Annotated in this window: 20 protein-coding genes; 15 read left to right on the top strand and 5 right to left on the bottom strand. The window is 57.4% G+C overall.

Annotated features, from left to right (window positions below):
• Positions 1-121 precede the first annotated feature (121 nt).
• The 3 genes from VGK23_03135 to VGK23_03125 all read right to left on the bottom strand — a co-directional run bounded on the left by VGK23_03135 (position 122) and on the right by VGK23_03125 (position 3,332).
• Positions 122-1,174 carry an mRNA surveillance protein pelota gene (locus VGK23_03135; GenBank protein HEY3419522.1) on the bottom strand — a complete coding sequence of 351 codons (1,053 nt, stop codon included), beginning with the start codon at positions 1,172-1,174 and terminating at the stop codon, positions 122-124.
• A 251-nt stretch (positions 1,175-1,425) separates the two neighbouring features.
• Positions 1,426-2,250: a hypothetical protein gene (locus tag VGK23_03130; protein ID HEY3419521.1), complete on the bottom strand. Its 825-nt coding sequence runs from the start codon at positions 2,248-2,250 to the stop codon at positions 1,426-1,428.
• Between the two features lie 38 nt (positions 2,251-2,288).
• Positions 2,289-3,332 (bottom strand): hypothetical protein, encoded by a 1,044-nt coding sequence (locus VGK23_03125; protein HEY3419520.1) that lies wholly within the window; start codon positions 3,330-3,332, stop codon positions 2,289-2,291.
• Positions 3,333-3,634: 302 nt separating this feature from the next.
• Here VGK23_03125 and carA point away from each other — a divergent pair, with 302 nt between their 5' ends.
• Both carA and carB read left to right on the top strand, forming a co-directional pair.
• Positions 3,635-4,717 (top strand): glutamine-hydrolyzing carbamoyl-phosphate synthase small subunit, encoded by a 1,083-nt coding sequence (gene carA / locus VGK23_03120; protein HEY3419519.1) that lies wholly within the window; start codon positions 3,635-3,637, stop codon positions 4,715-4,717.
• Entirely contained in the window at positions 4,714-7,923 is a 3,210-nt protein-coding gene (gene carB / locus VGK23_03115; protein HEY3419518.1) for a carbamoyl-phosphate synthase large subunit, read from the top strand. The genes carA and carB overlap by 4 nt, the downstream gene beginning before the upstream one ends.
• A gap of 40 nt (positions 7,924-7,963) precedes the next feature.
• Here the strand turns inward: carB and VGK23_03110 are convergent, their stop codons facing one another.
• Both VGK23_03110 and VGK23_03105 read right to left on the bottom strand, forming a co-directional pair.
• Complete coding sequence (locus tag VGK23_03110; GenBank protein ID HEY3419517.1) at positions 7,964-8,875, bottom strand: DMT family transporter; 912 nt, start codon at positions 8,873-8,875, stop codon at positions 7,964-7,966.
• 5 nt (positions 8,876-8,880) lie between these two features.
• Positions 8,881-9,381, bottom strand: a complete 501-nt coding sequence (locus VGK23_03105; GenBank protein HEY3419516.1) for a regulator of amino acid metabolism, contains ACT domain protein — start codon at positions 9,379-9,381, stop codon at positions 8,881-8,883.
• A 188-nt stretch (positions 9,382-9,569) separates the two neighbouring features.
• Here VGK23_03105 and VGK23_03100 point away from each other — a divergent pair, with 188 nt between their 5' ends.
• The 13 genes from VGK23_03100 to hisG all read left to right on the top strand — a co-directional run bounded on the left by VGK23_03100 (position 9,570) and on the right by hisG (position 22,086).
• The gene (locus VGK23_03100) at positions 9,570-10,394 is read left to right on the top strand and encodes a 2-amino-3,7-dideoxy-D-threo-hept-6-ulosonate synthase (protein ID HEY3419515.1); all 825 of its coding nucleotides are present in this window, start codon (positions 9,570-9,572) and stop codon (positions 10,392-10,394) included.
• Positions 10,395-10,400: 6 nt separating this feature from the next.
• Complete coding sequence (locus VGK23_03095; protein HEY3419514.1) at positions 10,401-11,438, top strand: 3-dehydroquinate synthase II; 1,038 nt, start codon at positions 10,401-10,403, stop codon at positions 11,436-11,438.
• Complete coding sequence (locus VGK23_03090; GenBank protein HEY3419513.1) at positions 11,438-12,895, top strand: shikimate dehydrogenase; 1,458 nt, start codon at positions 11,438-11,440, stop codon at positions 12,893-12,895. Before VGK23_03095 ends, VGK23_03090 begins: the two co-directional genes overlap by 1 nt.
• Positions 12,892-13,749: a shikimate kinase gene (locus VGK23_03085; protein HEY3419512.1), complete on the top strand. Its 858-nt coding sequence runs from the start codon at positions 12,892-12,894 to the stop codon at positions 13,747-13,749. The genes VGK23_03090 and VGK23_03085 overlap by 4 nt, the downstream gene beginning before the upstream one ends.
• Positions 13,746-15,014 carry a 3-phosphoshikimate 1-carboxyvinyltransferase gene (gene aroA / locus VGK23_03080; GenBank protein ID HEY3419511.1) on the top strand — a complete coding sequence of 423 codons (1,269 nt, stop codon included), beginning with the start codon at positions 13,746-13,748 and terminating at the stop codon, positions 15,012-15,014. The genes VGK23_03085 and aroA overlap by 4 nt, the downstream gene beginning before the upstream one ends.
• Positions 15,011-16,087, top strand: a complete 1,077-nt coding sequence (gene aroC, locus VGK23_03075) for a chorismate synthase (GenBank protein HEY3419510.1) — start codon at positions 15,011-15,013, stop codon at positions 16,085-16,087. The genes aroA and aroC overlap by 4 nt, the downstream gene beginning before the upstream one ends.
• Positions 16,080-17,150, top strand: a complete 1,071-nt coding sequence (locus VGK23_03070; protein ID HEY3419509.1) for a bifunctional chorismate mutase/prephenate dehydrogenase — start codon at positions 16,080-16,082, stop codon at positions 17,148-17,150. Before aroC ends, VGK23_03070 begins: the two co-directional genes overlap by 8 nt.
• 1 nt (position 17,151) lies before the next feature.
• Entirely contained in the window at positions 17,152-18,216 is a 1,065-nt protein-coding gene (gene asd / locus VGK23_03065) for an aspartate-semialdehyde dehydrogenase (protein HEY3419508.1), read from the top strand.
• A 9-nt stretch (positions 18,217-18,225) separates the two neighbouring features.
• Positions 18,226-19,392, top strand: coding sequence for a homocysteine biosynthesis protein (locus VGK23_03060; GenBank protein HEY3419507.1), 1,167 nt, complete (start codon positions 18,226-18,228; stop codon positions 19,390-19,392).
• Positions 19,392-19,796, top strand: coding sequence for an NIL domain-containing protein (locus VGK23_03055; GenBank protein HEY3419506.1), 405 nt, complete (start codon positions 19,392-19,394; stop codon positions 19,794-19,796). The genes VGK23_03060 and VGK23_03055 overlap by 1 nt, the downstream gene beginning before the upstream one ends.
• Positions 19,793-20,536: a UPF0280 family protein gene (locus tag VGK23_03050; protein HEY3419505.1), complete on the top strand. Its 744-nt coding sequence runs from the start codon at positions 19,793-19,795 to the stop codon at positions 20,534-20,536. The genes VGK23_03055 and VGK23_03050 overlap by 4 nt, the downstream gene beginning before the upstream one ends.
• A gap of 179 nt (positions 20,537-20,715) precedes the next feature.
• Entirely contained in the window at positions 20,716-21,135 is a 420-nt protein-coding gene (locus tag VGK23_03045) for a hypothetical protein (GenBank protein ID HEY3419504.1), read from the top strand.
• 93 nt (positions 21,136-21,228) lie between these two features.
• Complete coding sequence (gene hisG / locus VGK23_03040; GenBank protein HEY3419503.1) at positions 21,229-22,086, top strand: ATP phosphoribosyltransferase; 858 nt, start codon at positions 21,229-21,231, stop codon at positions 22,084-22,086.
• Positions 22,087-22,092 lie beyond the last annotated feature (6 nt).

The following is a 22,092-nucleotide window of genomic DNA, read 5'->3' as shown; positions in this document are numbered from 1 at the left end:
ATAAAAAGGGGCATACTAAAGATTTTCGGAGATGCGAGTCGTTTCTGTGTTCGATTGGCTGCCCTTCTTTGATTCCTGGGAGAGCTCTGGCACCGTCCATCGGAACAACTACGACAAATGTCTAGGTGTATGCCGTAGCGGTCTTGAACCTAAGAAGCGCGGCCATGCCACCGATGGAATCGAGCTTCTTGCCCCCCTCGTGCAGCTCTGATACGACGATGACCGTTCCCCTTTGGTCCTCGACCGACTTCATCATCCTCTCATAGTCCTTGTTGCGGACCACATTGTCTACGATCAGCAATGTCTCCACAGCACCGGCATCGACCGCCTGGCGAACCTCCTTTGGGCCGTAGGCCACCGGACCGTCCTTGGCTATCTCCTCCAGCACCTTCTCGACCAGGTTGACCTCCTGGGCCACCCGCGAGTCCTTCAGGACCTCGCTGCCTAGACCGCGTTTCATCAGTTCATGGATACCGGTCATGCCAGCCTGGCCGGTATGATAGACGAAGACCTTTTCGAATATCTCGGGCTCCTTCTCCTTGCCCAGTTCCAACAGCGTCTCCTTGGCAAAACCCGGTCCCAGGAGGACCACCGGAACGCCGCCGACCGCCACCTGTTTGAGCTTCGCCAGTACCTCGATGTAATACTCGTTGGAATGCTTCTGTTCATACATCTTGCCGCCGGAGGGACCGGTTATCTCCGCCACGCGTTGTATTCCCGCCTGCCTCATCACCGCGATGACCGCCTCATCGTTCTCCATGGAGACGAACACGATGGTGGGTTTCTTGGCATCCTCCACCGATCTGCGGACCCGCTCCAATTGGGAGGGTTTCCATTCCGTCTTAACGATGGTGACCTGCTCACCCTCCTCCAGGTTGAGAGTATGATATGAACCGATGTCCTGTTCGCCCTCGACGATCACACCGGTCACCCTCAGCCTCACGTCGAACTCGTGGAACTCCATCTTCTCGACCTTGATGCCAAGTAGCATTCGTTTCTTCTCCGATCGCTCCGCTCTGACCTTATCTGACTTGGCAGACTCATCGCGGCGGTAGGTGGAAGCGATCAGGACGTCGCCTATCTGAATGATGTTGTAAAGATGCCAAAGATCGTCCGGCGCATCGATCTGCACCTTGATCTCGCCCTTGAACCGGTCCTGATGGAGAACACGCATATGATGGAAGTGAAGGTTCGGGCATTATTATACCGTTGGGGAGGCACGAACGGGAGCATCGTGCCATGTGGTACTATATCCAAATCCAGCCATCCATATTTTATGGCTTGTCTATCCATACATGAAATGACTTTCTAGAGACTTTCTAGAATCGCTTATTCTGAGGTAAGGAGATTGTAATTCATGACCAAGATTCGTCTTCAATTCGCTAGGCGCAATCTCTAGAAAAACAATCCATATCGGTCGGTCATTCAACCGTCGATTCCCTTCAAGAACTGCCTCACTAGGACGTAGCTTTCTGCCTGTGCCCTTTCCTTCTGGAGCAAATCGGAGCTGAACATGAAATTTCCAACCCAGGAAGGTCCATCGGATTCAATCGATTGAAACTTTTGTCTTATGTTATCCATACCAACTGCCATGCTACGCTCAGCTATGAATGGTTTGACTGTGAGACTAACCTCATTCGGATCTGCGAGACATTGGGATATCACTGAAAAAATATCATAGGCGTCTTTCTCTTTGTATCTCTCGCCAAGAACGACCCCCTTCATTCCAATACAACCAGCGATATCGAGCATGAGAATGCTTGCACTGGATGTCCCATTGTCAGGTAATGTTCCTCGGATCTCCTTAGAATAATTGTGGATAAATGCTATGTCGCATCCGTTTGCGATTCTTGCTGGAAGTGTCGACTGGACTTTCCGGTGCCTATGACTTCCCGAATCAGCTGACCTGCATGTCAAGAAGTCTACAGATATGAGATAATCCCTACCATCGCTCCGAGAAACGATATTCCTTTCAAAACTGAACCGGATAGGCTGACCATCAGATCCATGGCGCATTGAATATCCTCGATCTTGTATCAGATCGACTATGGCTGAATATCCATCATTCTCGACAAGTTCGGGATCGACGGCAATATCAATATCGATAGATCCAACATGGTCAAATCCACCCCTGCCGAACTCATCTATTAGGAAGAAAGGTGCCCACCCGCCAACGAGCACCAAAGCATCCCTGTACGATCTTAAGGTCAAGGAAAGTTCCAATAGAGCAGACAGAGACGCGTCTGTCACCCCGCCTCCGTATTGTTCAGACAACCTGGGGGACATGTCTAGATCTCCAATATCTTCTCTCTGATAGCTTCGGCTTGTTCCCTTCCCCTTTGCGGGTAGTTAAAAAGGTCCAGGTACAATTGCAGATTCGAGACGACCTTGACCCCTTCTATCGTTTGAATGTTTTTCAATATTCCCATGTCCCTGGGAGTGATAAGATAGACATTACCTCCAAACTCTACTGGTTCGAGTCTAAGAGCGTCCTTCATTGGTTCAATATTATCTACATATAGATAAATATCTCTTGATCTCACTACCGGCAGAACCAGTTGTGCAGCGGCTCCCAGTGTGACGGCATAATCGCATCCCTGGATTTGTCTCAATTTTGAAAATAGCTGATCGTAGTCCTTGAAGGGAGAATAATATCCCACGATTTCTTGATCGTTATACCTATAATTCTTTCCCACAAATTCGAGGAGACCCGAAGGGTCTGTAAGCTTGATAGCCGCCCTCTTTTTGTCGACATAATTCTCCGCTTCGAGAACTTGTAGGACCTTGTACACTTGGGCCAGACTGACAAAGGACGCATTCGATAACTCTTGCATTGTCCACTCCTTTTTCGAATCTGTTAGCATGGACCTTATGACCCAATAACTTTTGTCAGATAACAGGCTTTTCAGTTTTCTTTGGGTTTTGTGTTGGTTCTCGTTCCCCCATAAATTGACAAAAACATTGTCGAATTTCAAATACGCGTTCCCTGAGAGGTCCATGCAGCCAATGTTGGATTTTTCGCATAATGCTCTTCCCCTATCGGTAATGTATGGGGCGACTAGAATTGGATAGTAATCATTTATGGAAGTGGTGCTTAACCTACCGATAAATTCCGCGATTGTTCTTGGCTCTCCATTCGATTTGAATTCCAGAAATAGTTTTCGTTCTTTCTTGCCCATTGTTATTTTGACGATCGAATCTGCCTGAACCTCCCCGTCGTCGCTGACACCTTCGCCATCCCATCTTATTTTCCCAATTTTGGACAACAACTTGTCTACGGCATCCTTGAAATCTAATTCTTCCATAATTTTCACTATTTTTGCTATTTTCACCAATTGATGAATATTGTATTATCGGTGAAGTATATTATATTATTCCATGGACAGAGAATATTCCAAGAATGCTCCAAGCCCCAATTCCCAAATCGGGTAGAGATTCCTACGAACTATCGAACAAGATTGACGATATTGTTCTGAGATCGCGGAACAAAACAGTGGAGTGATTTGGAGGGTTAAGAGTTATTCATGTATGGCCATTGAATAAACATTGTCCAATGATGGACAAAGCCCTCTGCCATATGTAGAGGTTGGCTCAACAAAAGTTAAGTACACCCTAACTATACCATCGAATCTTAATGGCAAAGTGCTTCCTTGTACTCGAAGATGGAACGGTAATGGAAGGCACTGGTTTTGGTTCCGGTAAGACCGCTTTTGGCGAGGTCGTTTTCAACACCGGCATGACCGGTTATCAGGAGAGTTTGACCGATCCTTCCTATATGGGGCAGATCCTGATCATGTCATACCCCCTGATCGGGAACTACGGTGTCAATTCCGAGGACGTGGAATCAGGAAAGGTCCAGGTCCGCGGGTTCGTGGTCCGGCAGAACTGCACCGAACCTTCCGACATGTACGGCGGAAGGACCCTGGGCTCGTACTTGAAGCAGGAGAACGTTCCGGGCATTTCAGACCTGGACACCAGGTCGATCATAATAAAGATCAGGGAAAGGGGGACTCTTCGCGGTGCCATCGTGTTCGACGAGGACCCCGAGGAGGTGGTCAGGAAGCTCCGTACCATGGCCTACCCTTCCGACGACAATCTCGTGGGCATGGCCAGCACAAAAGAGGTCATCCTTCACAAGAACGAAAGGGCGACCAAGACCGTCGCCCTGTTCGATTGCGGCGTCAAGGCCAACATCGTTCGGGAGCTGCACAAGCGGTTCAATGTCTACCAGCTTCCCTACGACACTCCGAAGAAGTTCTTCCGTGATCACCATATCGACGGGGTTATGATATCCAACGGACCGGGAGACCCGTCCCATCCGGAACTGAAGAACACCACCATCCAGACCATCCGGGACATCAAGGACGACTACCCTATCATGGGCATATGCATGGGCAACCAGCTGCTCGGACTGGCCTTCGGCGGGTCCACCTACAAGATGAAGTTCGGTCACCGTGGGGCGAACCAGCCCGTCAGATACCGTGACCGGGTCTTCATCACATCCCAGAACCACGGCTACGCCGTCGACCCGGAATCGATCGACGGCAGCGGCCTGGTGGTCGAACAGACCAATGTGAACGACGGGACGGTCGAGGGGATGAAGCATACGGAACTTCCGATATTCTCCGCCCAGTACCATCCAGAGGCCTGCCCGGGACCGAGGGATACCGGATTCCTTTTCGACGAGTTCGGCACGATGATGGAGGTCAAAAAATGACCGAAGGCAAGAAGGGCAAGCTTATGGTCATAGGCTCGGGTCCCATCGTCATCGGTCAGGCAGCCGAGTTCGATTTCTCTGGTTCCCAGGCATGCCGCTCCCTGCGGGAGGAAGGGTACGAGACGGTCCTGGTCAATTCCAACCCGGCTACGATCCAGACCGACCTGGAGATGGCCGACATCGTCTACATAGAGCCGCTGACGGTGGAGACGATCGCCAAGATCATCGAGAAGGAGAAGGTGGAAGGCGTCCTCTCTGGCATGGGCGGACAGACTGCCCTGAACCTGTGCTCGGAGCTAGCCGAGAAGGGCTATCTGGACCGGCTGAACTGCCGTCTATACGGTACGCAGCCGAGGGCCATCGCCCTATCCGAGGACCGGGAACTGTTCAAGGGGACCATGATCGGCATCGGAGAGCCGGTTCCCCGCAGCAAGACCTGCCACACGCTGGAGGAGGCGCGGGAGGCGGTCAAGTACATCGGCCGCTACCCAGTGCTCATCCGTCCGGCCTATACCTTGGGCGGGACCGGCGGCGGCATAGCCCATAACGACGAGGAGCTGGGTCCGATCGTCGGTCGCGGATTGGCCTACTCACGTATCAAACAGGTACTGATCGAGGAGAGCGTCATCGGCTGGAAGGAGCTCGAATACGAGGTGATGCGGGACAAGAACGACAACTGCGTCATCATCTGCTCCATGGAGAACCTGGATGCGATGGGCATCCATACCGGCGAGTCGATAGTCATCGCCCCGGTTCAGACGCTGAACGACGTCGACCACCACCGCATGCGTACCGCCGCCATCAAGATCATACGGGCATTGGGCATCGAAGGGGGCTGCAACGTCCAGTTCGCCTTCGACCCATCAACGAAGGACTACCGGGTCATCGAAGTGAACCCGAGGGTATCCCGCTCGTCGGCCTTGGCGTCCAAGGCCACCGGCTATCCGATCGCGCGGGTGGCGGCCAAGATCGCCATCGGAAAGACGCTGGACGAGATCCCGAACAAGATCACCGGCAAGACTTACGCGGCCTTCGAGCCGACGATAGACTATTGCGTCATCAAGATCCCCCGCTGGCCCTTCGACAAGTTCAGGACCGTAGACCGGACGCTCGGCACCCAGATGAAGAGCACCGGAGAGGTCATGGCCATCGGCCGCAGCGTCGAGGAAGGCATCATGAAGGCCATCCGTTCCCTGGAAACGGACCGGATCGACCTGGAACCCGAACCCAACTGGACCGACAAGAAGATCGAGCAGGAGCTGACCGTAGCGACCGACCTCCGCCTGTTCGCGATCGCCGAAGCGATCCGTCGTGGAATGAGCATCGAACGCATCGCCAACCTCACCGCCTGGGATGAGTTCTTCGTCCGTAAGGTGAAGAACCTGGTGGACGTCGAGGCCAGGCTCAAGAAGGAAGGATTGACCCAGGAACTGCTCCGCACGGCAAAGAGGATGGGATATCCGGACGAGAGCATAGCCGCCCACACCAAGGTCTCGATCGACAGAGTGGCCGAGATGGGCAAGAAGTACGGGGTAACCCCCACCTACAAGATGGTCGACACCTGCGCGGCCGAGTTCGAGGCGGCCACACCTTACTACTATTCGACCTATGAGTCAGAGTCGGAAGGGAAGCGTTCGACCAGGAAGAAGGTCATTATCGTCGGCGCAGGACCAATACGCATCGGTCAGGGCATCGAGTTCGACTACTGCTGCGTCCACGGGGTCATGGCCTGTCAGGAGGAGAACGTCGAGGCCATCGTCATCAATAATAACCCGGAGACGGTCTCCACCGACTACGACATCTCCGATCGCCTGTACTTCGAACCGCTGACCCTGGAGGACGTGGTCAACGTCATCGAGAAGGAGGACGCGGACGGTGTGGTCGTCCAGTTCGGAGGCCAGACCTCGGTCAACCTGGCGATCCCGCTGGAGAAGGCGTTGGAGGGCAAGAAGGCGAAGATCCTGGGTACCTGTCCGGACATGATCGATATGGCCGAGGACCGGAAGCGCTGGACCGCACTGATGCGCCAGCTGGACATAAAACAGCCCGAGTCTGGAACCGGCTTCTCCTTCGAAGAGGTGCGCGACGTTGCGAACCGCATTGGCTATCCGGTGCTACTGCGTCCGTCATACGTGCTCGGCGGAAGGGGCATGGAGATCATCTATTCCGAGGATGAACTGAGGACCTATGTCGCCACCGCGGTGAAGGTCTCCCGGTCACACCCTGTCCTGATCGACAAATACCTATCGCACGCGATCGAGATCGACGTGGACGTGGTAGCCGACGGAACCGATGTCTACATCGGCGGGATAATGGAGCATATCGAGGAAGCAGGCGTCCACAGCGGTGACGCGACCATGATGCTGCCTACCCAGACCATTCCCTCCTATGTGCTGGACAGGATCATCCAGATCACCACCGACGTAGCCATGGCACTGCAGGTCAAGGGGCTGATGAACCTGCAGCTGGCGGTCAAGGAGAACGAGGTGTTCATGATCGAGGCGAATCCCCGGGCCTCACGCACCGTGCCGTTCGTGTCCAAGGCGATCGGGATCCCTTTGGCGAAGATCGCCACGAAGGTCATGCTGGGAAGGACCCTGAAGGAATTGGGCCTCGTCGGTGTTGCTGAGTTCAGGAATGTGGCGGTCAAGGCATCGGTCTTCCCATTCCTGAAGTTGCCCGGGGTCGACAGCATCCTGGGACCGGAGATGAAGAGCACCGGCGAGGTCATGGGTATAGACACCGACCTGGATTCGGCTATGTACAAGGCGCTCCTGTCGGCCGGGAACAAGCTGCCGACGAAGGGAGGGGTCTATATCACCGTCAGCGACCCGGACAAGGAAGCGGCATTGCCGATCGCCCGCGAACTGGCAGCCATGGGATTCTCCATATACGCAACCAAGGGCACTTCCACCTTCCTCAGGAACAAAGGCCTGGCGGTGACCACTGTGTACAAGGTCAAGGACAACGTGGCCCCGGATGCGCTTGGAATCATGAGGTCCGGCGAGATCAACCTGATCATCAACACGCCCTCCTATGCCTCCGGATCGATAAGGGACGGATACATGATGAGGCGTTTGGCGGTCGAGCTGGAGATCCCGTTCCTGACGACCATGCAGGCGGCCAGGGCGACCGTCGGGGCGATCAGGAGAGGAAGGCAGGGAGACCTGTCGGTCAGGGACATCGCCTCCTACCATAATGCCTGAAACAGCGTGCATCGATGGAAACCCTGAGGCTCAGGCTTCTCTATCCAAGCGGTTCCTTGCCTTCTCTGGCTCTCCCTTTGTTTGAGCGCTCATCGTAGAGAACGAACAGGACGCCGATAAGGATAAGCCCCCCTCCGATGAAGATATAAGGTGAGGGCAGTTCGGCCAGTATGAAGACCGCCAGGACCGAAGCGAGGATCGGTTCGCCGAGCAGCGAGGCGCTGACCAGCGGGGCGGTGACATACTTCAGCGACCAATTATAGACCGTATGACCCAGGATCGTCGACACCCCGGCCAGCAGAAGGAACAGGACGAACTCCTCCACAGGGTAGGGCCAGATAGGTTGGGAAAGGACCAGGCAGGCCAAGAAAAGGAAGGCCGCTGCAGAAAGATAAATGATGAAAGCGTAGGCGATCAGGTTCACCCTCCTGCGCAGGACCCGACCGGCCAGGATATAAACGCCGGCGAACACACCGCCGATCAGTGCCAGAAGATTACCGTCCCATGATCCGTCCTGCAGCGAAAATAAAGAGATGAATACCACCCCGGAAAATCCCACGGTCACTCCGATCGCGGTCCATTTTCCCGACTCCTTGAACAGGAGGATGGACACTGCCCCGACAAGAAGCGGATGAGCTGTCACCAGGATAGTGGAGCTCGCCACCGACGTCATTCCCAAGGATGTGATCCAGGTAGCGAAGTGCATCGCCAGGATCAGCCCGATCACCAAGAGCCACGATATCGTCTTCCTGTCCATTAGCTTGAACTGCGCCTCCCTATGGACCACGGCGAAAGGGAGCAGCATCAAGGACGCGAAAAGCATCCGGTATGCCGCGATCACTACCGGAGGGGCATCGCTCCAGCGAATGAATATCGAGGCGAAGGATACACTGAGCACAGCGACCGCAACACCGATGTACGGGGCAGGCGAATCCTTTTTAGAGTTGGCCATGGCCATCAATAGATCACGATGGACCTGACACCCCGGCAGGCCTTGAGACTGGGGATCAGTTCGGCGGGGACCGGGCTCTGCGTGATGACGTACAGCTTAGGTTCGACACTGAGGTCCGGATCACCCACCAATACCTGCCTGATGCTGATGCCGGCGTTGGAGATGACCGTGGTGACGTCGGCGACGATGCCGGTGGCGTTGGCATTGCTGGGGATGATCTCGATGGCAGACCACCCCATGACCGGCGCCACGTCCCTGAGGAGCAGTGTCGGCCTCAATGCCGCGAACACCTTCGCCAGTTCCGGGCTGGACTCTATCGTTTCGATGGCGGAGCGGACGATCCTTCGATCGACCCCGGCGGCCCGGCCCAGTGCAACGTCCGCCACCTCCACATCGCCGCTGTAGATACGACCCCCGCTCACCCTCATACCGTTCTCCAAGAGCAGTTTTGCCACCTTGGCCTGAGAAGGATAACGGCCGAAGTAGTTCGCGATCTGCTTCCACATATGTTCAGGACATCGAGCTGCTGTATGATATTGGTTATCATTGGACCTCTTTGAACATTGGGACTATAGTGGAAATGATTAAGCAAGTAAGAACCAATAGTCAAGCGAATCCGTGCGATATCAACCAGAGATGGTTTGTGGCATGAGGTACAGTTCGAACCATCGCAAATGGCGAAACTTACATAAGCATGCTAGATGTTGACACGGAAAAGGGTGATATTGTGCTTGGCAAGAGCGTAAGGATGGAGCGCATCATGGACCGGTCGACTGGCCGCGCCGTAATCGTCCCGTTGGACCACGGCATATCGATGGGACCCATGGAAGGACTGCTGGACATGAAGTCCACGATAGATAAGGTGTCTCAGGGAGGAGCGACAGCCATTGTGCTGCACAAGGGCATTCCCCCGTATAGCCACCGGTCCTTTGGGCGAGACATCGGGCTCATCGTTCACTTGTCGGCGAGCACGAACCTCAGTCCCAACCCGAACAAGAAAGTGCTCGTCACGACCGTCGAGGAGACGCTTAAGATGGGTGCGGACGCGTGCTCGATCCATGTAAACCTGGGCAATGACTGGGATGACCAGATGCTGTCCGATTTCGGCCAAGTGAGCCGCAGCTGCACCGAGTGGGGCGTCCCGTTGCTCTGCATGATCTACCCCAGGGGCAAGGATGCCGCCGACGCATACGACATCGATAAGCTCAAGCTCTGCGCGCGCGCCGCAGCAGAAATGGGAGCCGACATCGTCAAGACCAATTACACCGGGGACATCGATTCCTTCCGCGAGCTGGTAAGGGGTGCACTGGCACCGGTCGTCATAGCAGGCGGCCCCAAGATCGACTCCGACGAGAAGTTGCTCCAGATGGTGCGCGATTCGGTGGACGCGGGGGGCAAGGGCGTCTCGATAGGAAGGAACATCTTCCAGCACCGCAACGTTACCGGGATCACCAAGGCGATCTCCGCCATCGTCATCGAGGATCTGGAAGTAGAGGAAGCCATCAAGCTGTTGAAGTGATTCCTGATGAGCGAAAAGGGAAAAACCGTTTGGGTCAGGTCCGACCACCTCGGCTCATATGAGGAGAGGAAGAAGGTAGTCTCCACCGCGCTCGAGTCTGGATATTCCAATATAATGATCAAAGCGGAGGATAAGGAGCTAAAGCGCCTGGGCCGCTTCGAGGCCATCGAGGTCAACGGCAGTGACCTGTTCCTTGAGGGCGAAAGGATCGGAGCCATCGTGACCATCGACCGCCCGGAGGATCTGGCCAAGGCCTCGGCCTTCAAGGGAAAGGTGGCCAACGTGCTGATCGCCGCCAACGATTGGAAGATCATCCCGCTGGAAAACCTGATAGCGGAGTTCCAGAGGTCCAAGACCAGGATCCTGGCCGGGGCAGCCACGCCGGAAGAGGCGTTGGTGTTCTCAAAGACCCTGGAAGTGGGCGTGGACGGCATAGTCATCGAGCCCAAGGACGCCTCGGCGATCAAGGACTTCAAAGAACTGACCCAGGGAGAGCGGCCGAAGATCGCGTTGAGCGCGGTCAAGGTCACCAGGATCGTGCCTGTGAACGTCGGGGACCGGGTCTGCCTGGACACCTGTTCGCTCCTGCGGATCGGCGAGGGCATGCTGGTCGGCTCGCAGTCCAACTGCCTTTTCCTGATACAATCGGAGGCCATGGAGAGCGAGTACGTGGCCGCCAGGCCCTTCCGGGTCAACGCCGGGGCGGTGCACGCTTACGTGTTGACATCCGACGGCAAGACCAAGTACCTTTCAGAGGTGAACAGCGGAGAGGAGGTGATGGCAGTCGACACGGAGGGCAACAGCCGGTCGGTGGTCGTCGGCCGCTCGAAGATCGAGGTCCGTCCCCTTCTGTTGGTCGAGGTCGAGACCGAGGGTAAGAGGTTCACCACCATCCTTCAGAACGCGGAGACCATCCGCCTGTGCACGCCGACCGGACCGGTATCGATCTCTGAGTTGAAGACCGGCAACGAGGTATTTGTGCGCCTGGAACAGGGAGGAAGGCATTTCGGACATGCCATCAAAGAGACCATAACGGAGAGATGATGCAAAACTGCGTATCGATCATCGAGACCGGCCTGGACGATGCCATCGAGGCTTCGCGGAAAGCCGTCGGCCTGGGCGCCGACCTGATAGAGGTCAGGTTCGACAATTTTGCCCAGCTCCCTCAGGACTTCTCCGGCTTCAAGGAGTTCCAGATACCGAAGATCGCGACACTGCGATCGGCGGCCCAGGGCGGGAATTACAAGGGCAGCGACGAGAACAAGCTCAGGTTCCTGGTCAGGGCCTATAACGGGGCATTCGATTTCATCGACCTTGAGGACGATTTCCCGCTGCTTCACCGTCGGGACCTGGACGGGATCAGGATCATCGTTTCCTCGCATATCTTTGATGCAAGCCCTCGACTGATGACCGTGGTCGACCGCCTTGTCGCCAACGGGTCGAAGGGGGACACGCCGAAGGTCGTCTACAGGGCCGAAACGCTCACCGATGTGGCATCGCTGGTGGCGGCCGGTAAGCTTTACGCGCTGGCGGAGAGGAAGTTCGCATTGATCGGGATGGGCCCGCTGGGCAGCATCACCCGGGTCTGTGCCAACCGTTTCGGGGCCAGCCTTACCTATGTTTCCCTCGAGCCGGGCAAGGAAGCTGCGCCGGGACAGATCGATCTGGCCACCATGAAATGGCTGGGAAACAAGGCGGTCATCACCGGGATCACCGGACATCCGCTGGAGCATACCGTGTCCCCGGCCATGCACAATGCCGCCTTCCGGGCGCTTCGACTTCCGGGGATGTACTTCAAGCTCCCCGCGGCACCGGTGGAACTCGGATCGGTCACCGAAATGATGCTTGAACTGGACATGCGGGGCATGAACGTCACCATTCCCCACAAGGAATCGGTCATCTCGCTCCTCGACCGTCTGGACCTGAACGCCATCAAGGTCGGCGCGGTCAACACTATCATCAACGACAAAGGGACGCTCATAGGCAGCAACACCGACCTCTATGGAGTGGCCAAGACCTTCGAGCTGGCCAATTTCGACGCCAAGGACAAGGACGTCCTGGTGGTGGGCGCCGGCGGGGCATCAAGGGCGGTGTGCGCATACCTCAGCGAGGCCGGTGCAAAGGTCAAGATCACGAACCGCACCAATACCAAAGCGGCGTCACTGGCCGACAAGTTCGACAACGTCACGGCGGTGGAGTTCGATTCCCTGGCGAAGGGCAAGTTCGCGGCCGTGGTCAACTGCACGCCGGTCGGCATGAAGGGCTTCCCGAACGAACTACCGCTTCCCATCGAGACCATCCAGAATGGGATGCTGGTCCTGGACACCATCTATAATCCGACGGTTACAAAGCTGATGGAGGTGGCCCAGGAGAGAGGGGCAACACCCGTCTCAGGCAAGAACATGCTGATCTATCAGGCCCTGAAGGCTTTCGAGCTCTGGACCGGCAAGGCCCCAACATACGAGGTGATGGAGCAGGCCTTCAGGGAGGCGCTCCCATGAACCGTACCGGGAAAGGAGAATCCCATGGGGCCGCGACCATCGTCAACGCCATCGCCACCGGTAAGGGAGCTGCCTTCGGCATCGATCTGAAGACCTGGGCAGAGGTCAACGTTCTGGACTCCCCGAAGGTCGAGGTGTCCATCGAAGGCTTCAGCAGAGAACCCACCAGATTGGTGGAGAACTGTTTTCGTGCAGTGATCGACAAAATGATGCCGGGAGAGAGGCCGGGGGCGAAGATCGTCACCCGTTCTCAGATCCCGGTCTCACGCGGGCTGAAGAGCAGCAGCGCGGCCGCCAACGCAGTGATAATGGCGACATTGGATGCCCTTGGGGAGAAGATGGAACCGCTGGAAGCCATCCGACTGGGGACCAAGTGCGCGATCGACGCCGGGGTGTCGGTCACCGGCGCCTTCGACGATGCTTGCGCCGCCTGGCTGGGAGGAGCGGTGGTCACCGACAACCGCAATGACGAACTGCTAAGGCGCGAACCGATGGACCCGAACCTCAAGGTGGTGATCCATGTGCCGCCGTTCCAGACCAGGAAGTCGGGGCTTCCGCGAAGCCGCATATCGGCGATATCGGACGTGGCCGAAATGGCGTTCCAGATGGCGTTGAAGGGCGATTACCTGGGTGCCATGAAGCTCAACGGCCTGTGCTATGCGTCTGCGTTGAGCGTGGACCAGGAGGTCGCATTCAGGGCGCTGGAGCTGGGGGCAAGGTCTGCCGGCCTTTCCGGGACAGGCCCGGCCACCGCGATCCTGGTCGATTCCGAGAAGCTCGAAAAATTCCTATCTGACATAAAATCCACCAAAGAGTTCATAATAACCGACATATTCAACGGTGCGAACGCATGAGATTACTGGTCAGTCGGTCGGAGATCGGGGGGACCCTGTCCGCCTCCCCGTCCAAGAGCTACACGCACCGAGCGATGATGCTGGCCCTCCTAAGCAAAGGCACCTCCAGGCTTGACAACGTTCTCCTTGGAGGCGATACACTGGCCACTCTCAATGCGGTCAGGAAATTGGGCGGGTATGTCACCTTCGAGGGGGAGCGGTGCTTGATCGAGGGGGGGAACCTGATCTGCCCCGACGACATCATCAATGCCGACAACTCTGGCACCACGATAAGGATGGTGGCCGGGATCGCATCGCTCATACCCTGTTACACCGTCCTCACCGGTGACGAGTCCATCAGACGCCGGCCCATGCAGCCCCTCATCTCCGCCCTTACCGAACTGGGAGCGGAATGTCGCTCGACCAGGGGGAACGGCCTCGCCCCGCTGATCGTCAAGGGACCAAACACTGGACGGGAGACCCACATACCCGGTGACATCAGTTCCCAGTTCATCTCCTCACTGCTCATCTCCTCGCCTCTGAAGGAGGTCGACACCGACATCCATATCACCACCGATCTCAAGTCCCGACCCTACGTTGAGATCACCATGGACATGATGTCCCGGTTCGGAACGGAATGCTCGGAGTCGGATGGCACATTCCATGTCCCCGGTGGGCAGAGCTACCGGGCCCAGGACTACGTCGTGCCGGGAGATTTCTCCTCCGCCGCGTTCCCATTGGCGGCGGGGGCGTTGGCCGGCAGGGCAACGATCATCAACCTGGACCCCAAGGACCGGCAGGGGGACCGCACATTCATCGAGATATTGAAGAGCTTCGGAGCATCGGTGACCCAGAGCGAGGGCGCGGTGACCGTGGGTTCGGCGCCGCTGATTGGAACCCAGATCGACCTGGCAGATGCGCCGGACCTGTTCCCCATCGTGGCCGTCGTGGCGACCCAGGCAAGGGGCGTCACCACCATCTTCAACGCCGAGCACGTGCGCTACAAGGAGAGCGACCGCATCTCCGCCACCGTCAAGTTCCTGAAGGACATGGGCGCCGAGGTCGAGGAGAAACAGGACGGATGCCACATCCGCGGCCCCTGCCGGCTCAAGGGAGCGCAGGTGGAACCGATGGCCGATCACCGCATCCTCATGGCGGCGGCGGTCGCGGCCCTGGTGGCCGAAGGGAGAACGTCCATCGGCGACGGCGATTGCTTCAAGATATCCTATCCCGGTTTCGTTAGGGACATGGTCTCGCTCGGAGCGAAAATGGAGGTGCAGTTATGAACACCATCGGCCACACGTTCAAGGTCACGCTCTTCGGCTCATCGCATGGCGAAGCGATAGGTTGCGTCCTGGACGGGGTGCCCCCAGGACTGGCGATCAACATCGAGGCGGTGCAGAGGGAGGTGGACCTGCGCCGGCCATCGGACGGGATCGGAACGCCTCGCAAGGAAGCGGACATAGTCGAGATCGTTTCAGGCGTGAGAGAAGGAAAGGCCTCCGGAACCCCCATCACAATCTTCATCCGAAACGAGGATAGGGACAGCGACAAGTACAAACGGTTCAAGGATGTGCCCCGACCGGGCCACGCGGACATGACCCAGGTGTCGAAATACGGGAGCTGCGTGGACATCCGCGGGGGTGGGCAGTTCTCCGGCCGGATGACGGCACCGCTGGTCGCCGCCGGGTCCATCGCCAGGGCCCTCCTCTCGGACCTGGGCATCGAGATCGCAGCTTATACCCAGAGCATCGGCAAGGTGGTGGATGTGAAAGAGCATTCCCTCCACGAGATCATCTCCTCGGCAAAGAACAACGACGTCCGGGCGGCCAACGAGGAGATCGCCAGGACGATGCGGACCGAGATACTGGAGGCCTGCGAGGACCATGACAGCGTCGGCGGTGTGGTCGGATGCATATGCGATGGTGTGCCAGTTGGACTGGGCGAGCCCTTCTTCGATACCGTCGAAGGGGAGATCTCCAAGATCATGTTCGCCATCCCGGCGGTGAAGGGCATCGAGTTCGGGGCAGGCTTCCGGGCGGCCTGTATGCGCGGCTCAGAGCACAACGACCCGTTCGTGGTCGTCGACGGACGATTGCGCACCGCCAAGAACGACGCCGGCGGCGTACTTGGGGGCATATCCAATGGCATGCCCATCACGTTCCGGGTGGCGTTCAAGCCGACGGCGTCGATCGCCAAGGAGCAACGCAGTGTCGACCGGACGACGATGGAAGAGACAGGCATCAAGGTCGAGGGGAGGCATGATCCCTGCATCGTGCCCAGGGCGGTCATCGTGGTCGAGGCCGCCACCGCCCTGGTATTGGCGGACCTGTGCATAAGGGGTGGTTTCGTTGACTGACAGCGTGGACGGCATCAGATGGAAGATCGAAGAACTTGACAATCAGATCCTTGACCTCATCGAGAAGAGGATGAAGGCGGCCCTGTACATGGGCAGCGAAAAGGTCCGAAAAGGACTGCCCGTAAGGAACGAGCGCGTAGAGGAACAGGTGATCGAGAGGTATCTGGAAAGGGCGGAGAGCGTCGGCATAAGCGAGGCAGCGGCCCAACAGATCGCCACGATACTGATCCAGGAATCGGTGGACGCGCAGGGAAGGCTCCCCCGGCCAGGGAAGCCGCAGGACATACTGGTCATCGGGACTGGTAAGATGGGGCAATGGTTCGTGCGATTCCTCACCGGAAGGGGGCACAAGGTGCACGTTTGTGACACCAGGCCCGAGAAGGCGGACCGGTCGACGGTCGGCCTGAAGAACGGTGTGATGAACGCCGATATGATCATAATCGCCACGCCGATACCCTCGACGAAGCAGATCCTGGAGGAGGTCCTGGCGCTTAAACCTAAAGGGACCGTGCTGGACATCACCTCCATCAAGGACGCGATCATACCGACGATGAGAGCGGCCGCCGATAGGGGGATGGAGGTATGCTCCATCCATCCGATGTTCGGACCGGAGGCATCGGTGTACAACAGGAACATCGTGATATGCGACTGCGGCTCCAGCGAAGCCATGGATAAGGCGGCAGAGCTCTTCTACGCCACCGGCGCCAGGTTGACCCGGATGCCGGTAGAAGAGCACGATGAGCTGATGTCCTACGTGCTGGGCCTGTCCCATGCGGTGAACATTGCCTTCTTCCGTACACTGACAAGGTCGGGTGTGGACTTCAGGAGATTGGACCAGGTCTCGTCCACCACATTCCGCAGCCAGGCTGTCACGTCAAAGAGGGTTTCCAACGAGAGCCCCGAGCTGTACTACGACATACAGCACCTCAATCCCCACAGCGAGCACTGTCTGGAGCTGTTCCTGGAGGCGGTCCGGGACATCGAAACGTTCGCCCTGGACGAGAACGGGGACCGGTTCGTGGGCATGATGAAGGAAGGCAAGGAATACTTCGGAGAGGATTGAATTGGCGAAGATACAGGTAGCGGTGCTGGGAGCCACGGGCAACATCGGTCAGCGGTTCATCCAGCTGCTGGAGGACCACCCCTATTTCGAGATCCAGGGCTTGTACGCCTCGGAACGCTCGGAAGGGAAGAAGCTGAAACAGGTCCTGAGGATCAAGGATTACCCGTTCCAGGAGGAGACGCTGGAAAGGAGGATCGAGCAGCTGGACGTCAAGACCATCGCGTCGAGGTGCCGGGCCGCATTCTCCGGACTGCCCACCGATGTCGCCAAGGACTGCGAGCAGGGCCTGGCCGACAGCTCGGTCGCGGTCTTCTCGAACGCCGCCTCGCACCGGATGAGGGACGACGTGCCTCTTCTGATCCCGGAAGTGAACCCGGAACATCTCAAGCTGGTCAAGGCCCAAAAATCGTTCAAGGATGGCGGCTACATCGTCACAAACGCCAACTGCTCGACCACTGGATTGGTCATCCCGATGGCGGCGATACACGAGGAGTACGGGCTCCGTTTCCTTTGCGTTTCCACCTACCAGGCGGTAAGCGGCGCGGGCTATCCCGGCGTCCCTTCACTGGACATACTGGGCAATGTCGTTCCTTACATCAAGAACGAGGAGGAGAAGATGGAGGCGGAGATCTTCAAGATGCTCGGGGTCATCTCGCCCAAGGGTGGCATCAAGGATGCCTCCTTTGACATGGTGGCCTCATGCGCCCGGGTCCCGGTCATAGACGGTCATATCGAATCGGCCGCGATGATCATGGGCAAGTCGCCCACGGTCGATGAGATCACCGCACTGCTCAACGAATACCGTTCTGAACCGCAGAAGCTGGAACTGCCCACGGCGCCCAGGCAGCCAATCATCGTCCGGAGCGAGGACGACCGGCCCCAGCCCATCATCGACGTGAACGCCGGCGAGCCGGCCAGGGCGAGGGGGATGGCGGTGACGGTCGGAAGGGTGCGGCAAAGCGGCAAGTACACCAAGATGTGGGTGCTCTCGCACAACACCATCCGCGGCGGGGCCGGCGGTTCGGTGCTCAACGCGGAACTGGCCAAGGCAAAGAAGCTGTTGTAAGGTGAAACTGTGAAACGTACTTACGAGGAGATCAACCGCAAGATCGAAGCGGAGGACGCGGTGGTGATGACCGCCGAGGAGGTGCTCGGGCTGATAGAGAGCAAGGGCATTGAGGAGGCTACAAAGGAGGTCGACGTGGTCACCACTGGCACCTTCGGGGCGATGTGCTCTTCAGGAGCGTTCCTCAACTTCGGCCACTCCGAGCCCCCGATCAAGATGCAGCACGTCTCCTTGAACGGCGTGGCAGCCTACGGCGGCCTGGCGGCGGTGGACGCGTACATCGGGGCCACCGAGCTGCGGAATGACGAGGACATGAGCTACGGAGGCGCCCACGTCATCGAGGAGCTGGTGGCCGGGAAGGCCATACACCTCAAGGCCAATTCCTACTGTTCGGATTGCTATCCGCGGAAGGACATCGACACCTACATCTCGCTGAAGACCATCAACCAGGCCTATCTTTACAACCCGCGGAATATCTACCAGAACTATGGCCTGGCCACCAACAGCTCGGAAAAGACCCTATACACCTACATGGGAAAGCTCCTGCCGCACTACGGCAACGTGACCTATTCATCGGCCGGGCAACTGTCACCCCTGCTGAACGACCCCCAGCTTAGGACCATCGGCATCGGGACCAGGATATTCCTAGGGGGCGGTGTCGGGTATGTCGCCTGGGAAGGCACTCAGTACAAGACCACCACCGCCACCAAGAACGGTGTTCCGGTCGGGGCTGCCAGATCACTCGCTTTGATAGGGGACCTGAGAGGCATGTCCCCGGAGTTCGTTCGCGCACTGAACTTCCAAAAGTACGGACTTTCCCTCGGTCTGGGCATCGGGGTTCCCATACCGATCCTCGACGAGGACATGATGAGATGCGTCTCGATCAGGGACGACCAGATATTCGCGCCGCTGCTCGATTACGCGGTCCAGTCGCGTAACCGGAAACCGATCAAGGAGATCAGCTACGCCGAATTGCGTTCCGGCTGCATCGAACTGCATGGAAATCAGGTCAAGACATCCTCCCTGTCCAGCTACTATAAGGCCCGGATCGTCGCCGGGCAGCTCAAGAAATGGATCGAGAAGGGGGATTTCACCCTCACCCAGCCGGTAGCGGCCATGCCCAAGGAGAGGGCCCAGAAGCCCCTCGAGGTAATGTCGATGGAGGACGTGGTATAATGGCCAAGAAGAAGTTCCAGCTCAGTTTCACACCTGACCTGGTGAACGAACCGATCACCTACCGCATGGTCAAGGACTATGACCTGCAGATCAACATACTCAGGGCCGAGGTCAATGATGTGGGCGGCAAGATGCTGATCGAGATGCAGGGCAAGCCCGACATGATCAAGAAGGCGGTCGAATACCTGAAGGCGAGCAGGGTCGAGGTCAGGGAACTGAAGGCCTACGTCAAGAAGGACGAGGACCGGTGCACCCATTGCGGCATGTGCATCAGCATCTGCCCGGTCGATGCCATGTGCATGGACCCGGACACCAAGATGGTCTCCTACCTGCCTGAGAAGTGCATTGCCTGCGGTACCTGCATCGATGCCTGCCCGCCCGGCGCCATCGCGTTCAAGATATGATCGTGAGGGAGCACTTCGAACTGCGGGAGACGGCAGTGACCATAGTGGCCGATGAACGGTACCTCCCGGAGGCCAAGCGTTCCATCTTTGAATCGCGCCAGGTCCTGGAGCAGTTCATCGCGAAAGACCCGTTCTTCCGAAGCACGCTGGAGCCGTACAGGGAAGGTAAGGACGCCCCTCCCCTGATCAAACGCATGTGCGATGCCGCCCGTGCAACGAATGTCGGGCCGATGGCGGCTGTGGCGGGCGCCGTGGCGGAGGCTGCGGTGAACGCAATGGTCGAGGCCGGTTCCCCCCATGCCCTGGTGGACAATGGAGGGGACATAGCCATGATCCTTGACCGGGAGGTCGATATCGGCATCTACGCTGGAAGATCGAGGTTCAGCGGACTGGCGTTCCGGTTCGAGCCGGTCGATCACGTGATGGGGATATGCACCTCGTCCGCCACCGTTGGTCCTTCGATCTCGTTCGGTGTGGCAGATGCGGCCATAGTGATATCGGACAACGTATCTCTGGCCGATGCCTGCGCCACTATGCTAGGGAACATGGTGGTCTCGAATGACGACGCCCTGATGGCCGATGCGGTCACCAGGTCGATGGAGGTCGACGGGATCATCGGATGCTGCGCCATCGCGGGAGACAAGATAGCGATGAAGGGGACCATTCCAAGGATGGTCCAGGCCAAGGGAAACTTCAGCAAGACCAGCCGGATCCTTTTTGGACCGGTTCGAGACAAATGATCAGATTTCTCAGTCGTCTTATCTACGCTAGAGGATCGGTGTTGAATGCCTGCTTTGATCATGACAACGATATCCTACCGGCAATATCGATGCAAAGAGCTTCCCGCCCTCTCCCATTCTCTTTTTCCTGAATCTTCTGGAAAGAATCATAAGGTGAGATCGGGTTTTCAAAACCGCATATGACCAAATGTCCCGCATGTGAGACCGAGTCCAAGCCAGGGACCAGGCTCTGTCCGAACTGCGGCAGCGACCTGTCCGGAGTGCCTCAGATCTATGATGACCCGAACTCTAACGCCAAGGCGATGGCCCTGCTATTCTATGGATTGGCCGGGATGATGGGCTTCTTCGCGTTCGGTTTTCTCCTTCCCGGGCTTTTGGCCAGTAGCGGTTTCCTTTGGGTAACACTCGCGTTGGTCCTCGTGGCGATCGTGTTCGCGCTTATCGGGAAGGGGATCTCGGGAAAGGAGAGAAGACGCATCGAGCAGCTGAGGAGGAACTGGGTCGAGCATGGCAAATGCGATTATTGCGGGATGCACAACGCCCCCACCACCCAGAAGTGCATTTCCTGCGGCGCCCCTCTCGATAATCAAGCCCATTAGCTGGCTGGCGGCACTTTGCTGCCGGAACGACTGGTCAATGCGCAAAAGGTTGAAGTAATGTATAATCATTGACCACACTGACACGGTGAGCAATTGACACTTAAGTTCGCCATACCCAACAAGGGAAGGCTGAGTGAGCGGACCGTCCAGATAATGAACCATGCAGGTCTGGAGATCGAGGGGGCGGATGAGAGGAAGCTCTACACCAACGTGAGGAACCTATCCGTCATGTTCCTGCGCGCCTCCGATATCGTCCGCTTCGTGCATAAGGGGGCGGTGGACGTCGGAGTGACCGGGAAGGACCTGGTTCTAGAATCGGGCCTCGACGTGAAGACCGTCTATGAACTTGACTTCGGGCACTGCAGGCTTTCCATAGCCGCACCGGAGGGATCGGGGTTCGACAGCGTGGACGACATAAAGGACGGAACGGTGGTGGCCACCTCGTTCCCCTATATGACCCAGAAGTACTTCGAAAGACTGGGAAAGAAGGTCGAGATCACCAAGATATCCGGTGCAGCGGAAGTGACCCCGCACCTGGGCGTGGCCGATGTCATATCAGACCTGGTGTCCAGCGGATCGACCCTGAGGCAGAACCACCTGAAGGAGATCGCGGTCATCACCAACTCTCAGGCCGTGGTCATAGCCAATATCGATTCGTACAAGCACAGACGGGAGGAGATAGACGAGCTCGTCTCGGCCATGCGCAGCGTCATGGACGCAGAGAACAAGAAGTATCTCATGGCGGACGTTCCGACGGCCGCGCTGGACGAGGTGCGCAAGTACTTCCCAGGAATTGCCGGCCCGACGGTCATGCACATAGCCGGCCGCGAGGACGTCGTTGCCGTTCACGTGGTCATCAGCAAGGACCAGGCCTATGACGCCATCATCCGGCTGAAACGGCTGGGCGCTTCCGGGATCCTGATCACTCCGATCGATAGGATGGTCCCCTGAGGCGAT

The organism is Methanomassiliicoccales archaeon, from assembly GCA_036504055.1.
GTDB lineage: Archaea > Thermoplasmatota > Thermoplasmata > Methanomassiliicoccales > UBA472 > DASXVU01.
This window is presented reverse-complemented; position numbering and strand designations above follow the sequence as displayed.